The organism is Verrucomicrobiales bacterium (genome assembly GCA_016793885.1).
In the GTDB taxonomy this organism is placed as follows: Bacteria; Verrucomicrobiota; Verrucomicrobiia; order Limisphaerales; family UBA11320; genus UBA11320.
The window spans coordinates 1-14,385 of record JAEUHE010000079.1 but is presented as its reverse complement, the minus strand read 5'-3'; the positions used below and the strand labels follow the sequence as shown (position 1 = coordinate 14,385).

Here is a 14,385-nt window from a genome sequence, read left to right as displayed (position 1 = left end):
GAAGCCGCTGCTCGACTCATGAACGTCATCACCCGATTGTGGCAATCGTCACTCGGAAAAAAGTACCTGATGGCCCTTTCGGGAATTGCCCTGTTTGTTTTTGTGGTGGGGCACCTGGTGGGGAATCTTCAGGTCTTTGCCGGACCGGACAAGCTCAACTCCTATGCTGCGCTGCTGAAGTCGCAGCCGCTGCTTCTATGGGGCGCCCGCCTCGGCCTGCTCGCGGTGGTGGGTATTCACGTGGCATCGGCGATCAGCTTGGCGGCTCAAAACCGCGCTGCGCGGCCGGTTGGTTACGCTGCCGGGCGGCCGCCGATCGCGGCCAGCTACGCCTCGCGGACCATGGTCATGAGTGGACTGATCGTGGCCAGCTTCATCATCTATCATTTGCTCCACTACACCTTGCTGGTTCCCGCGGTGAATCTGACGGGGAAGGACTTCTCGCAGTTGCACGAGACGGTGAAGGAGGGCGTGGAGCGCCATGATGTCTACCGGATGTTGGTGCTTGGTTTTCGCCAGCCGCTGGTGACCGGGTTCTATATCCTCTCGCTGGCGCTGCTCTGTCTGCATCTCAGCCACGGTCTCTCGGCGATGTTCCAATCCTTGGGTGTGACGCGATTCTCTCGGGCTGGCCGTGATTGCTTCGCGCGCGTCGTAGGCGTGGTGATCTTTCTGGGATACGCTTCCATCCCGTTGGCCGTGCTCTTCGGATTGGGGAAGGAGGTCGTGAAATAACATGGCAACGTTGAACTCGAACATCCCGCCCGGACCTCTCGCCCAGAAATGGGAGAAGCACAAGTTCAGCTCCAAGCTCATCAACCCCGCGAACAAGCGGAAATACAAGGTGATCGTTGTCGGCGCTGGCTTGGCCGGCGGATCCGCCTCGGCCACGTTGGCGGAGCTAGGCTACCAGGTGGAGAACTTTGTTTTTCACGACAGCCCGCGCCGGGCGCATTCCATCGCGGCCCAGGGCGGTATCAATGCCGCGAAGAATTACCAGAACGACGGGGATAGCGTCTTTCGTCTCTTTTACGACACCATCAAAGGCGGCGATTTCCGAGCCCGAGAAGCGAACGTGCATCGGTTGGCGCAGGTCAGCGTCAATATCATCGATCAGTGTGCCGCCCAGGGTGTGCCCTTCGCGCGCGAATATGGGGGCTTGCTGGACAACCGCTCCTTCGGCGGCGCCCAGGTCTCGCGAACATTCTACGCACGCGGCCAGACGGGACAGCAACTGCTACTCGGGGCTTACTCGGCCCTCTCCCGTCAGATTGGACTGGGGGCGGTCAAGTCCTACACCCATTCGGAGATGCTCGATCTGGTCGTGATCGACGGACACGCCAAAGGTATTCTGGTCCGGAATCTCCAGACGGGTGAGATCACCCGTCACGTGGCGGATGCCGTCGTCCTGGCGACCGGGGGCTACGGCAATGTGTTCAATCTCTCGACGTATGCGCGCGGGTCGAACACGACTGCGATCTGGCGGGCCTACAAGCGGGGCGCCTGCTTTGCGAATCCCTGCTACACTCAGATTCATCCCACCTGTATCCCGGTTAGCGGCGACTATCAGAGCAAGCTAACCCTGATGTCCGAGTCACTCCGCAACGACGGTCGGATTTGGGTATCCAAGAAGAAAGGCGATACCCGGCCGCCCCAGCAGATACCGGAGGAGGACCGCGATTACTACCTGGAGCGCAAATACCCCAGCTTCGGCAATCTCGCTCCCCGCGATATCGCCTCGCGAGCCGCCAAGCAGGTGTGTGACGAGGGGCGCGGCGTGGGCGAGACCGGCCTGGGCGTCTACCTCGACTTCTCAGACGCCATTAAGCGGCTGGGGGAAAACCGGATTCGCGAGCGCTACGGCAACCTCTTCTCGATCTATCACGAGATCACGAACGAGGATGCCTACAAGGCTCCCATGCGGATCTATCCGGCCGTGCATTACACCATGGGCGGGCTCTGGGTGGACTACAACCTGATGAGCAATCTCCCCGGGCTTTTCGTTCTGGGTGAGGCGAATTTCTCCGATCATGGCGCCAATCGTCTCGGAGCCTCGGCATTGATGCAGGGATTGGCGGATGGCTATTTCGTCCTCCCGGCGACCATCGGCAACTACCTCGCCACTCAAAAGCCGGACCAGCGGCCGAAGACGGACCATGCGGCCTTCAAGGATGCGGATCAGGCCCTTCAGGGGAGCATCAAAAAGATGCTCGGAATGAAGGGCAAGAAGACTCCGGCTGGTTTTCTGAAGGAGCTTGGCAAGATCATGTGGGATCATTGCGGCATGGCGCGCAACGAGGCCGGTCTCAAGAAGGCGCTGCAGCTGCTTCCCGCCTTGCGTGAAGAGTATGGCAGCAACCTGTCGGTGGCTGGGGAAGCGGGCGAGTTGAACCAGTCGCTGGAGCGTGCGGGTCGGGTGGCTGACTTCATTGAGTTGGGCGAGTTGATGTGTCTGGATGCGCTGACACGCGAGGAATCGTGCGGCGGACATTTCCGCGAAGAGCATCAAGAGGAAGGCGAATGCAAACGCGATGATGAGAAGTTTGCGCATGTCGCGGCCTGGGAATACACGGGCGCAGGCAAGGCCCCGGTTCGCAATGTTGAGCCGCTGGTGTACGAAGAAATCAAAATGTCCACCCGCTCCTATAAGTAATCGATCCATCTCATGAAAGTTCGAATCCAGGTTTGGCGGCAGAAGAACGACAAGTCTCCCGGGGCATTTCAGACGTATCAAACGCCTGATCTCAACCCGAACATGTCGTTCCTGGAGATGCTCGATGTGGTGAACGAGGAGCTGGCGGGTCGGGGCGAGGAGCCGATTGCCTTCGATCATGACTGCCGCGAGGGTATCTGCGGAACTTGTTCGCTGGTGATCAATGGCAAGCCTCACGGACCCAATAAAGGGGTCGCGACCTGCCAGACCTACATGCGAAGTTTTCAGGATGGCGACACCATTGTGGTGGAGCCGTTCCGCGCCCGTCCTTTCCCGCTGGTGAAGGACCTGGTGGTGGATCGCAAGTCGTTCGACAAGATCATCCAGGCAGGCGGCTTCATCAGCGTGCGCACCGGATCCGCGCCGGATGCCAATTCCACGCCCGTGCCCAAGGATGACTCCGATTTGGCGATGGACGCGGCTCAGTGCATTGGCTGTGGCGCTTGTGTTGCCGCCTGTAAAAACGCGAGTGCCATGCTGTTTGTCTCCGCCAAGGTCTCTCATCTGGGACTTCTTCCTCAGGGGCAGCCGGAACGCGATCGTCGCGTTCAAGCGATGGTTTCCACCATGGATGAGCAAGGTTTTGGCAACTGCACCGTGACGGGGTCATGCGAGGCGGTTTGTCCCAAGGAAATCAGTTTGGATTTTATCGCCCGCATGAACCGCGACTATGCGTTCACCCTGATCAAGGGCGAAACCCGTCGCGCCAAGGTCTCCGAAGGCGCGGGCTGAGCGGGTAGGGGGCAGGTGGTAGGTGGTAGGGATTGTGATCACCAGGCTTCCTCGGTGAGCAACCAACCTTGAAGCATGCGCACCCCCAAAGAACGGACACAACCCCCGACTCGTATGGACTGCGGTGGCACGACACCGCTGTTCCTTCACGCCACCACAAGCCTGTTCGCTCACCTCAAGCTAACCCGCCCCCTCAAAGTCTATCCGCCACTCGCAGGAAAAGCGGAGACGTGTCTCCGCAGTCCATAACACCTACCACCTACCACCTAACACCTTCCCCCAGCCCCCCCGCCCAAACTCCGGCGCATTCCCTGCTTGGCTCAACCTCAAAGCACGATACATTGGTCGCGCTGATGGCTAATCCTTTTCTTATCGAGAACTCCGAAGAGATCGGGGAGTTGCTCCGCAAATTCCCCGCGACGAGTCGCAAAAAGGGGGAAACTCTCTTCAAGCAGGGAGCCGTCAAGCAGATGAAGTGCGTGGATCCGGGCTCGGAGTATGAGGCGCTGGTCCAGGACGAGGAGTCCTGTGAGGTGCATCTACTCCTCGATCCGGAGTCTGGATGGCACGCCGAGTGTGACTGTTTTTCGAGCGGTAGTTGCAGTCACACCTACGCTGCCTTCAAGGCGCTGCTAGCCGAGCACAGCGTGGCTCAAGTGCAGAGCCTCAGCGGAGGAGGAGGAGTCAGTACTCCGGGGGCCTCCGCGTTGCAAAACTTTCGGGAGAAGGTGTCCACTGCGTTGGGGCGTTCCTTGAAGAAGGAGGAGGAGGAGTATTTACAGTTGGTGCGTTCCGCGTTCCGCCGGTGCAAGGACACGGGGCAGATTTCCTCGTTCGAACTCCAGCGACTCAAGCTTCCTCCCAAGGAGCCGGCGATACTTTTGGTGCGGATCGCCCCGTTTCCCCTCAAGAGTGAGCTCGAGTTCTGGCAGTGTCTCGCTTTGTTCGCCTCGCGGCAATCGATCGAAATCCCTCCTTTCCTCAGGGCCGTCACGGATACTCAGGCGATGGAGGAGCGGTTCGATCTGTGGGAGCGGAATCAGGAAATCAGATCCTGGCGGCAGCGTTTTTTCAAGCTTGGCAGATCCCTGGACGCTCCGAGCGGGGCGGCACCCGTCGTCCATGAACTCCGGCTCTGCGTTGGCGATTCTCATCTGCAACTCGACTGGCGCCCTCCCGGCATGGACTTTTTTACCAAGCCCACCCACGCCGAGCTGGATCGACTCGCCGAGCAGCTGAATGGAGGGTTTGCCACGCTCACCGAGGCAAGTTCCCTCATTTGGAGCACGCTCGTAGATCGCTCCGCAGCGGTTCGGCAGATCGAGTATTACTTTTACGATACGGCCGTCATGGGTCTCGTGGGCCGCCTGATTCGCCTGGCTTCGCTCGCCGATTCCTTTGTCACCCATTCCGGCCAGGCGCTGGAGCGTCCGGAGGAGCCGCTGCGCTGGGAGTTGACTCCGCCGGAGGCGCGGGCGGGATCGTATCGGCTGCGCCTGGTGGGCCCGGGAGATCAGCCGGCGCCTAAAATTCTTCGCGTCTTCGAGGGGAATCCCACGCTGTACCTGACGGCCGATGCCGTGTTCCGGGGGCCTTCGAAGGGGCGGGGCCCGTTTGATCATCAGAAAGAGCATCTGATTCCGGTGGCGGCGGTCGAGAGTTCCGAGGGAGTGACCTGGGCTCAGTCGATCGGCATTGCCCTGCCTGCGTCGATCCTGACACGGCTTCGTCCGGTCCCGATGCAGGTCAAGATTCGGTGTTCGATCGTGCCGCTTCATCTGGGTAGCAACGTCGAGCTGTGCCTCTTTGAAGTCACGGCGGTCTCCCCTGCGTCGAATCTGTCGGAGGTGTGGGGGAGGGAGGGTTGGAAGGAAGTTGGCGCCGAGGTGGGCGATCTTTCGGATTCCTCGGAGCCAGGGGGGGACATTACAGTTCCCGACCGATCGGCTCTGGAATGCATCCCCGCCTTGATGGAGCCTTTGGGGGGTGACTGGGAGCGCTATTTTGGAACTCTAAGCCTGCGAATCACCAAAAAGTTTCCCCAACTCTTCTCCACCTGGCTGGAGTCGGTGCCGTCCCATGTTGACGTGCAGCTGGAAGGGGAGCTCAAAGGGTTTGCGGATGGGACGGTTTCAGGTCGGGTGCGGTTGGATGTGACGGAGACAGATCTGGACTGGTTTGATCTGCGAGTGGTCTTGGACATTTCCGACACCCAACTGAGCGAGAATGAAATCAAGCTGCTGCTCAACGCTCGAGGCGGCTATGTCCGGCTGGCGGGCAAGGGATGGAAGCGCTTGGCTTTTGAGCTGAGCGATGAGGATGATGAGCAGTTGGCGCGTTTGGGGCTGAGCCCGAAGGAACTCTCGGCCGAGCCGCAGCGCATGCATGTGCTGCAGCTGTCCGATCCGGCGTCGAAGGGCTTTCTGAAGGACGATCAGATGGCGCAGATTCAACGTCGCGCCAGCGAGTTGAAGGCGCGGGTCACGCCGGCTCTGCCGGATGGAATTCGGGCGGAGCTTCGTCCTTACCAGCTGCAAGGGTTTCATTTTCTGGCCTATCTCACCGAGAATTCGTTTGGTGGGATTCTGGCGGACGACATGGGATTGGGCAAAACCCTCCAGACGCTCACCTGGCTGGTGTGGTTGCGTCAGCGGGCGGAGGGCAAGGAGGCCAAGCCATCTTTGGTGATCTGCCCGAAATCGGTGATGGATAATTGGAGATCGGAAGCGGCGAAGTTTGCGGGAGCGCTGCGAGTGAAAGTGTGGCCGGCCAGCGAAGTTGGGGAGTTCGCCCGTCGCACGGGTGAAGTGGATTTGCATGTGCTGAATTACAATCAGCTGCGCAACTTGGGCGAGGCGCTCGGGGAGATATCCTGGCAGGCGATCATTCTGGATGAGGGGCAGTACATCAAGAATCCCAGCTCGCAAACGGCCCAGATCGCCCGGGCCCTTAAAGCGGATCAGCGGCTGGTGTTGACCGGCACTCCCATTGAGAATCGGCTGCTGGACCTTTGGAGCCTGATGGCTTTTGCGATGCCTGGGATGCTAGGGAGCCGGAACCAGTTCGGACGACTCTACGACACCAAGGCGGATCCGCTGGCCCGGCGTCGGTTGTCCGCCCGGGTCCGTCCGTTCCTTTTGCGTCGAACCAAGGCCCAGGTGGCGAAGGACCTGCCGGATCGCATTGAGGAGGATTTGCTGTGTGAGATGGAGGGCGAGCAAAAGGTTCTCTATTCCGCGGAACTCAAGCGGGCTCAGCAGCTCTTGCTTCGGGTGAAAACCCAGAAGGAGCTGGCCAAGCAGCAGATGCATTTTCTGACTTCTTTGCTCCGGCTGCGACAGATCTGCTGCTCGCCTCGGCTGGTGGCTGGCGATTGCCGGGAGATGGGATCCAAGCTGGAGGCGTTGCTGGATCAGCTGGAGCCGCTCATGGAGGAAGGGCACAAGGTCTTGGTGTTCTCGCAGTTTGTGGACATGTTGAAGCTCATCCGCCAAGCGGTGGTTGAGCGTGAGTGGGCTCATTATTACCTAGCGGGCGAAACGGAGGATCGCGGGCAACTGGTGGAGCAGTTCCAAGGTCACGAGGGTGCCGCGGTGTTTCTCATTTCGCTGAAGGCGGGTGGTTTTGGGCTCAATTTGACGGCGGCGAGTTACGTGGTTCTGTTCGACCCCTGGTGGAATCCGGCGGTTGAGAATCAGGCGATCGATCGAACGCATCGGATCGGCCAGACCAACAACGTGATGGCCTATCGGTTACTGATCAAGGGAAGCGTTGAAGAGAAGATCCGTGTGCTTCAGCGTCGTAAATCGGCCCTGGCGGAGGATGTGCTTGGCGAGGAGAAATTCTCCCAGAGCCTGACCATCGACGATCTCAAGTTCCTCTTCTCTGATATTGGGTGAGGGGGCAGGTGAGTGATGAGTGATGAGTGATGAGTGATGAGTGATGAGTGATGAGTGACCGTCGTAATCGTAATCGTAATCGTCCCCCACCTGACAGCCTGAGCGTTTCACACAGAGGTCGCAGAGGGAAACCCCTGAGTTTCGGAGGTTGTTGAACCGCCAGGGACGCGAAGGACGCTATGTCTGCAGCGGAAGGAAGAATTTGGTTTAGATGGTCCTTGTGCTACTTCCTGTCTTCATACTCCTGCGCCTCTGTGATCTCTGTGAACACTGTGCGAGAGCATCCCGGTCCGGGCTCGGCCAGCGTTCGTGCAGTGAAGTAACAGCGGTGTCGTGCCCTAAGCATTACCCACAAGTTCGGAGGGCTTTCTCCCTATCCCAACGGGATTGCGCCTCAAAGCCCAGGGTTGGGAGGAACGAGCTACCCTGGGGAAAACGCCCTAGAATCCACAACCCCAAGGTGGGTTGCGGTTTGGTTTGGGGTGTTGGCCTATCCAGTCGCAACCCGCGATGGGGTTGTCAGAAAACAACGACTAACCCAGGGTAGGCGCTCCTGCGTCGCGCCAACCCTGGGCTTTGAGGCGGAATCCCTGCGGGATTCTAACATCTGGTTGAAGAAGTTGTGGGTAATGCTCAGGTCGTGCCACCGCGGTCCACGTCCCCTACCCCCTAGCACCTACCACCTACCACCTACCACTCCTCACTTCAGCTGTTCCACGATCCGAACAATGGTCTCGGCCATGTTGCCTACGGTGAAGCGGGTATGAACGGAAGAATGAGCTTGATGACTCAGGCGCTGGGCTAGCGCAGGATTGCCGGCGACCTCCACGATGCGCGCGGCCAATGCCTCTGGAGTTGGCTCGGCAATCAGCCCGCCGCCGGTGGAATCGATCAGCTCAGGGAATGACGCGTGCCTCGGCTGAACCGCGGGAACCCCGGCGGCCATGGCTTCAATGAGGTAAAGCCCGAAAGCCTCGCTGTAGCGGGCCGGGACGCAGAGCAGGGTGAGGGACTGCCAGAATCGAATCTTGTCCTCGCGGGGAAGGTTGGTATGAAACTCCACATCCGCCCACGCGCCCGCAGATCTCAATCGATCCTGGCACGTTCGCACGTAGGCTTCATCGGATGGCCCGCAAGCTCCTCCTACCTTCAGGCGTAGCTCGGGCAAGCTCTTCTTGGCGATGATGTAGGCCTCCACCAACACATCGAGCCCCTTCTCTTTGCACATGCGAGCAAAGAAACCCAGGGTAGGGATTGTCGGCAATGCCACGGGCGGCTGGACGGGATATCCGGTCAGACTGATGCCGTTGTAAACCACGTGGAGACGGTTTTCTGGAATTTCGATGCGACGGGCCATCAGTTCCCCGAAATAACGGCTGGGGGCCACGAACCCGTCGATCTCCTGTGCGCGACGACTCAGCTCGTTCCAGCATTGGGTTCGATGAGGTTCAGGCAAACTGTCGAGGAACTCATCCTCGCCTTGCAGCATGCAGACCACACGGGTACCGAGTTCCTGCTTAAGCCGACGGGCGAGGCCCAGCAGCAAGGCATTGGAGAGGAAAATCGCATCGGGAGCTGGCTGTCCCTTGAGCCACGACAGCAGCTCTTCGAGCTCTCGTGCCTGATGCCCGTTCTCGCCTTGAAGCATGGACAGAGTCAGCTCCCCGAGGTCGGCCGCTCGTGTCTTGGCCGCGCGACCCGCGGCTAGCTTCAATAGTTTGGGATGGTTGAGCAGGCTGCGAAACCAGTTGGGCGCATGCTTAAAGAGCGCCGATTGCTGCTCGAGGTAGACATTGATGCCTCCGAAAAAGAGTGGCGTCCCCGCGCTCTGGTCGGCCTCGTCCAGGGTCATGGGGAGGTAGAGCGGCAGCATGAGGGTGTCATGGCCTCGCCGTCGCAGTTCAGCCACGAGCGCATTGTCGCGGAAGCAGTTTCCGCAATACATGCCTCCTGCTCCTGGGGTAATCTGGATCAGTTTCACCGCAGCTTCGCTACCAGGCAGCGTCGTTTCTGTAAAGGTTCCACCGGAAACAACGCCCGACTCAGGCCACGGTTCGAGCTGGCGCACCCGAGGTCAGCGGTTGACCGTACGGCAGCTCGTCCGGCAGCGGAGCCACCTCACGAATCGCCGCCCAGAGCCGGCTGAAGTCCTTGTTCACGTCGCCCGACAGACAATCCGTGATGTCGCCGGCCAGTTCGGGATGTCGATCGGTGATGGTGCGGAAGCTGAAGTTGGGATCGTAGAAGGCATAGACCAGCTTGCGCATGTTCTCGAGCCCTGCGCGGATAGCGGTCGCATAAGGCGCGAATCGCTCCGGCGAAAAATCCTGGCTCACCAGCGCTTCGTGCACCGCGTCTCCCGCCATCACGCCGCACTTCAGGGCCAGCATGAGGCCGGAGGAGAAGACTGGATCCAGGAAAGCGAACGAATCGCCGACCAATAACAGACCCTCACAGCCGCAGTGGCGGGAGTGAAATGAGTATTCGTTGGTGATGTAGTACGGGCCGGTTTGCTGGCCATGGCTCAAGAATTCCTTGATCCAAAGGTTGTTCTCCACCTCCCGTTGAAACATAGCCTCGGGCGAGGTGATTCCGCCACGGCTGAGATACTTGCCCTCAGCCACGACCCCGACACTGACGCGGTTGTTGTGCTGGGGGATGTACCAGAACCATCCCTTTTCGGGAATCACGGCGACCGTCGTAGTCCCCTCGTCGATGCCGGCATCGCGCTTGGCACCTTCGTAGTAAGTCCAGACCGCCACTTTGTTGAGGTAGGGATCTTTGACGCGCCAGTGCTGCCGGACGGTGGAGAATGCTTCCTTGCCCGTGCAATCCAAGGTCATGGGCGCGTGAAAGTCCACCACTTGACCATCGGGGAGTTGCGCCCGGACACCGATCACCCGATCTCCATCCTTAAGCAGTTCCTTGACGGCGGTCTGCTCGAGGACCGAAACCCCGCGCTCGCGCGCGTGATCGAGGGCCATTTGATCAAACTCCGAGCGCAGGACTTGCCAGGTTTGAGCGACCGTGTCGCGATCGTAACGGTTGAAGAAGTAGAAAGGCTGGGAGGCCTTGCCATTGGGTGACACGAACTGGACGCTGTATTTCTTGATGAAGGCCGAGGCGCGCAGTTTCGGAATCAAGCCGAGACGTTCCAGGGGACCGTAGGTGAAGGGAATAAGCGACTCGCCAACGTGATACCGCGGGAACTTTTCGCGCTCAATGATGAGCACCCGATGACCATGCTCCGCGAGCACGGTGGCCGAACTGGTTCCCGAAGGCCCGCCCCCGATGATCAGCACATCCCATTGAGTTTTTGTCTCGGCAGTCATAGTCGATTCCCATCGTTGCAGAGTTAATGTGTCAAAGTTCCCCCGGTCGTCAAGGGGTGGTCGGGGGCAGGATTTCCACGATTTCGGCCAGCGGACGCTGCTGCGGGTCGGTGAGCGTGTTGCGCCGACCATAAAGAATTCGCGCCGGCTCCAGTTGGAGCGCTCGGCTGATCCATTCGTCCGAGACCACCTTTAAGAACGCCTTGGGACGGCTCAGGAAAGCGACGGAGCATTCCTTCAGGATTTGCCCCAGGGGCAATTTCTCATCCAGAATCAGGCGTCGGACCGGGCCCGGAAGCAGGTTGAGGTAGATTTTGATCGCGCCGAACTCCACCGGTCGGTTGCTGCCGTCTAGCCGCAGGACGACCTCGCGCAGATAGTAGTCTCCGCGAATCTCGCTGCGGAGGACTTCAAGATGGAGTTTTGCCTGGTGGAAGGCGGTGAGCGTTGAGGTCATGTCGTTACCATGAACCAGCAGCGAACGTTCCGGTTCCGGCACCGCCTCGCCGGGAATCGACTCAACCCGGGGCAGGGGCATTCCCATTTGCGCGTAGAAGTCGTCCATGGGGTATACCATCGGCAACACGCTGGGAGTGATGGGCGGAGTGCTGGAAGAGCTGTGCGGCATGGATGAGATCAGGCGTAGCGGGTGTTGCGGTGTTCGGGGAGGAAAAACTCATGCAGCAGGCGGTCGACCTGGAGCAATCCTTGCCGGTTCAGAGTAATCGAGTCGCCTTCGATCCTACCAAAGCCCCATTCCTCCAGCGTTCGCAGCGGCTGGGCGAAGCGAATCCGGGGATCGATGCCGAATTTGGCCTGATAATAGGCTGCGCTGGTGCGGCCCGTTTTCAGCTGGAGAATAAACTCTCGTATCAGCCGTTCGTCAGTCGTGGGCGTCAGCGCGCGGTAAACCGGCGAGCGCCCTTCCTGGACCGCCTTCAAGTAGGGTTCGAAATCGTGCAGGTTCTGGTAGTGAGTTCCTCCGATGTGACCGAAGCTTGCCACTCCCAGTCCCAGCAGGTCTGCTCCGGCCCAGAGTCGGTCACGGTAGAGGAAGCGGGTCTTCTCCTTGCTCTTCACGACGGTGTAGGCGGTGGACACGGAATACCCCGCCTTCTCAAATTCCGAAAACGCATAGTCCACCCAGCCCCGCTTGACCTGCCAGTCGGCCACGGGCGCGGTCAGTTTCCCTTCCGCCTTCATCTGCTGATAGATGGTGGTGTTGTAGGGGATCTCCATCTGATAGATGGTGACGCTATCCGGATCCATCGCGATCGCCTTGCGAACGCATTCCCGCCAGTTCTCCTCGGTCTCCTCCACCATGCCGGCAATGAGGTCGATGTTGATCTGGGGGAAACCGATCTCCCGGGCATAGGAATAGGCGCGCTGGATCTCCTTGCTGTGATGCGCCCGTCCGTTGATTTCGAGGATGTGGTCATCGAAGTTCTCCACACCCAAGCTGAGGCGAGTGACGCCCATGTCACGAATGGCGCGCAGCTTATGGTCGGTGAGAGTGCCGGGTTCGGCCTCGAAGGTAACCTCCTCGACTTCGTCCCAGGGCAGCAGGTGCTTCATTCCGTCAGTCAGCCCCTTCAACTGATCCACCGAGAGGTAGGAAGGTGTGCCACCGCCGAAGTAGATGAAGCTGGGTTTGCGCCCGCCGATGAACGGTTTCTGCGAGTAGTAGGTGAGTTCCTTGATCGCGGAGTCGATGTAGCTGCGAATGCCCGTTGAATCCTTGTCCGTGTAGACCCGGAAGTAGCAGAAGTGGCAGCGCTTTCGGCAAAAGGGTATGTGGAGATACACGCCCAGCGGTGTGCCAGGCTTGGGGGGACGTTCCAACGAGGCTTCGAACTCGCAAACCGCGTCGGTTTTCCAAGCAGCGAAGGGTGGATAGTTGGAAACAAAGTAGTTGCCGACCGTCGTCTCCTTCTGGATCGGAGGAGCGGAAGTCCCGGGGGCTGTGAGGGGGAGGGTGGTTGTGCTCATCGGAGGAATTCCTTGGGGTGGACGTTCAACTGGGGCTTCGTCAGGTGCGGTGCTGAGATGAGGGCGGCGATGTTCATGGGGTTCCGAAGCAATAGATGCGACCATCCTCCGACCCCACGATGATCCGCCCCTCCGCGATGGCGGGGGAGCTGCCGACCGCCTGGCCGATCTCGTAGGACCAGATCTCTTTGCCATCCGCCAGGGACACCAGGTAAAGGAAGCCGTCATCGGATCCCACCACCACCTTGTCGTGGGACACCACCGGGGAACTGTCGACCTTTCCACGCGTGGCGAAGGTCCAGACGGAGGTGCCATCGGAACGCTTCAGGCAGTGGAGGCGCTTGTCCCTGCCGCCAAAGATGACGCGGTCCGCGGTGACCGCCGGCGAGGAGAAATAAGGGAAGTTACGGTCCTTAAAGCTCCAAATGTTGGTGCCCTTCTCCAGGTCGAAGCAGAGGAATTCGTTTTCGTAATGTCCCACGTAGGCGTATTTCCCGACCAGGGCGGAAGATCCCGCTATGTAGGCCCCGGCCTCGAATTCCTTGATTTTGGATCCGTTGGTGAGGGAGATGACGTGAATGAGCGCATCGCACCCGCCGAACACCGTTTTTCCTTCGGACACTGCCGGAGTGCCATTGATGTAATTGCTGCTTTCGTACACCCAGTTGCTCTTTCCGGTGGCAGCCTCGAGGCAGTACAGTTTGAAGTCGTAGCTCCCCGCCAGGATCCATTTCTCACCTGGCTTGGGTGAGGCAACCCAGTTGGGCCCACCGAGAATCTTGTCGCCGGTGGCGAATTTCCAGTCCAGCGCCCCGGTCTTGGCATTCAGGGCGTACAGGTGGGTGTCTTCCGATCCGACATAGACTCTGCCTTCCAGCACCAGCGGGGAAGATTCGACTCCTCCTTCGGTCTTGAACTCCCACGCCTTGGCCCCCGTTCGGAGGTCCAGCGCGTAAACCTTTTGATCCAGGGAGCCTACGTAAACCTTCCCTTGGGCTATCGCGGGGGAGGACTTCACCGCACCCCCCGTTTTGAACTCCCAGAGCTTCGTTAGCTTGTTGGGTAAGCGGTTGGTGGAGATGCCCGTCAGGGAAGGGTTGCCGCGGAACATCGGCCAATCGTCAGCCTGAACGGAGGAAGTCCAACCAGCCAGCAAGATTGCCCCTAAGAGCACTGCGGCGGTCGAAGCGATCGGAGACTCAGAACCAGACACTCTCATGCGTTTTCAGGTTTCCAAACCATGCCTTGCCAATATGTAAGCATCTGAGTGGGTTGGCAATGAAATAATACCTACACGTATCAATTGGGTGGGGGGTGAGGAATCGTCCTTCCGCTGCTCGGTAGATACTGCACCCCTGGATGGTCTCTTTCTTCTCCGCGCTCTCCGCCCCTCCGCGAGAGATTCGGGTAGTTCTTCCGAGTCAGGGGAGGGAGCTTTTCTCGCGGAGGCGCGGAGAGCGCGGAGAGGAACCAGGCTCTATGGAGCGCGGAGACACGTCTCCGCTTTTCCTGCACGCGTCGGAGCGGCTGCTCATGCGCCCATTGTAACTAACTGCTTCGGAGGGGGCTAACCGGGGGCGAAGGAACAGCGGTGTCGTGCCCTGAGCATTACCCACAAGTTCGGAGGGCTTCCTCCCTATCCCAACGGGATTGCGCCTCAAAGCCCAGGGTTGGGAGGAACGAGCTACCCTGGGGAAAACGCCATAGAATCCACAACCCC

Annotated in this window: 9 protein-coding genes; 4 read left to right on the top strand and 5 right to left on the bottom strand. The window is 59.5% G+C overall.

The features are described from left to right. Positions 1-18: 18 nt before the first annotated feature. The 4 genes from JNN07_09325 to JNN07_09310 all read left to right on the top strand — a co-directional run bounded on the left by JNN07_09325 (position 19) and on the right by JNN07_09310 (position 7,344). Positions 19-735, top strand: a complete 717-nt coding sequence (locus JNN07_09325) for a succinate dehydrogenase cytochrome b subunit (protein MBL9167928.1) — start codon at positions 19-21, stop codon at positions 733-735. A 1-nt stretch (position 736) separates the two neighbouring features. Next, the gene (locus tag JNN07_09320) at positions 737-2,653 is read left to right on the top strand and encodes a fumarate reductase/succinate dehydrogenase flavoprotein subunit (GenBank protein ID MBL9167927.1); all 1,917 of its coding nucleotides are present in this window, start codon (positions 737-739) and stop codon (positions 2,651-2,653) included. A 12-nt stretch (positions 2,654-2,665) separates the two neighbouring features. Beyond that, on the top strand, positions 2,666-3,445 hold the full coding sequence (locus tag JNN07_09315) for a succinate dehydrogenase/fumarate reductase iron-sulfur subunit (GenBank protein ID MBL9167926.1): 780 nt from the start codon (positions 2,666-2,668) through the stop codon (positions 3,443-3,445). Between the two features lie 353 nt (positions 3,446-3,798). Continuing rightward, a complete protein-coding gene (locus tag JNN07_09310) occupies positions 3,799-7,344 on the top strand; it encodes a DEAD/DEAH box helicase (protein MBL9167925.1) in 3,546 nt (1,181 codons plus the stop codon). A 700-nt stretch (positions 7,345-8,044) separates the two neighbouring features. On the opposite strand, the gene JNN07_09305 is transcribed toward JNN07_09310, so the two are convergent. From JNN07_09305 to JNN07_09285, 5 genes are all read right to left on the bottom strand, one after another. Beyond that, positions 8,045-9,289: a glycosyltransferase family 4 protein gene (locus JNN07_09305; GenBank protein MBL9167924.1), complete on the bottom strand. Its 1,245-nt coding sequence runs from the start codon at positions 9,287-9,289 to the stop codon at positions 8,045-8,047. A 97-nt stretch (positions 9,290-9,386) separates the two neighbouring features. Beyond that, positions 9,387-10,676, bottom strand: coding sequence for a tryptophan 7-halogenase (locus JNN07_09300; GenBank protein ID MBL9167923.1), 1,290 nt, complete (start codon positions 10,674-10,676; stop codon positions 9,387-9,389). A gap of 49 nt (positions 10,677-10,725) precedes the next feature. Further along, entirely contained in the window at positions 10,726-11,304 is a 579-nt protein-coding gene (locus JNN07_09295; GenBank protein MBL9167922.1) for a hypothetical protein, read from the bottom strand. A gap of 8 nt (positions 11,305-11,312) precedes the next feature. Further along, positions 11,313-12,770: a coproporphyrinogen III oxidase family protein gene (locus JNN07_09290; protein MBL9167921.1), complete on the bottom strand. Its 1,458-nt coding sequence runs from the start codon at positions 12,768-12,770 to the stop codon at positions 11,313-11,315. Next, positions 12,739-13,884 carry a PQQ-binding-like beta-propeller repeat protein gene (locus JNN07_09285; GenBank protein MBL9167920.1) on the bottom strand — a complete coding sequence of 382 codons (1,146 nt, stop codon included), beginning with the start codon at positions 13,882-13,884 and terminating at the stop codon, positions 12,739-12,741. Before JNN07_09285 ends, JNN07_09290 begins: the two co-directional genes overlap by 32 nt. Positions 13,885-14,385 lie beyond the last annotated feature (501 nt).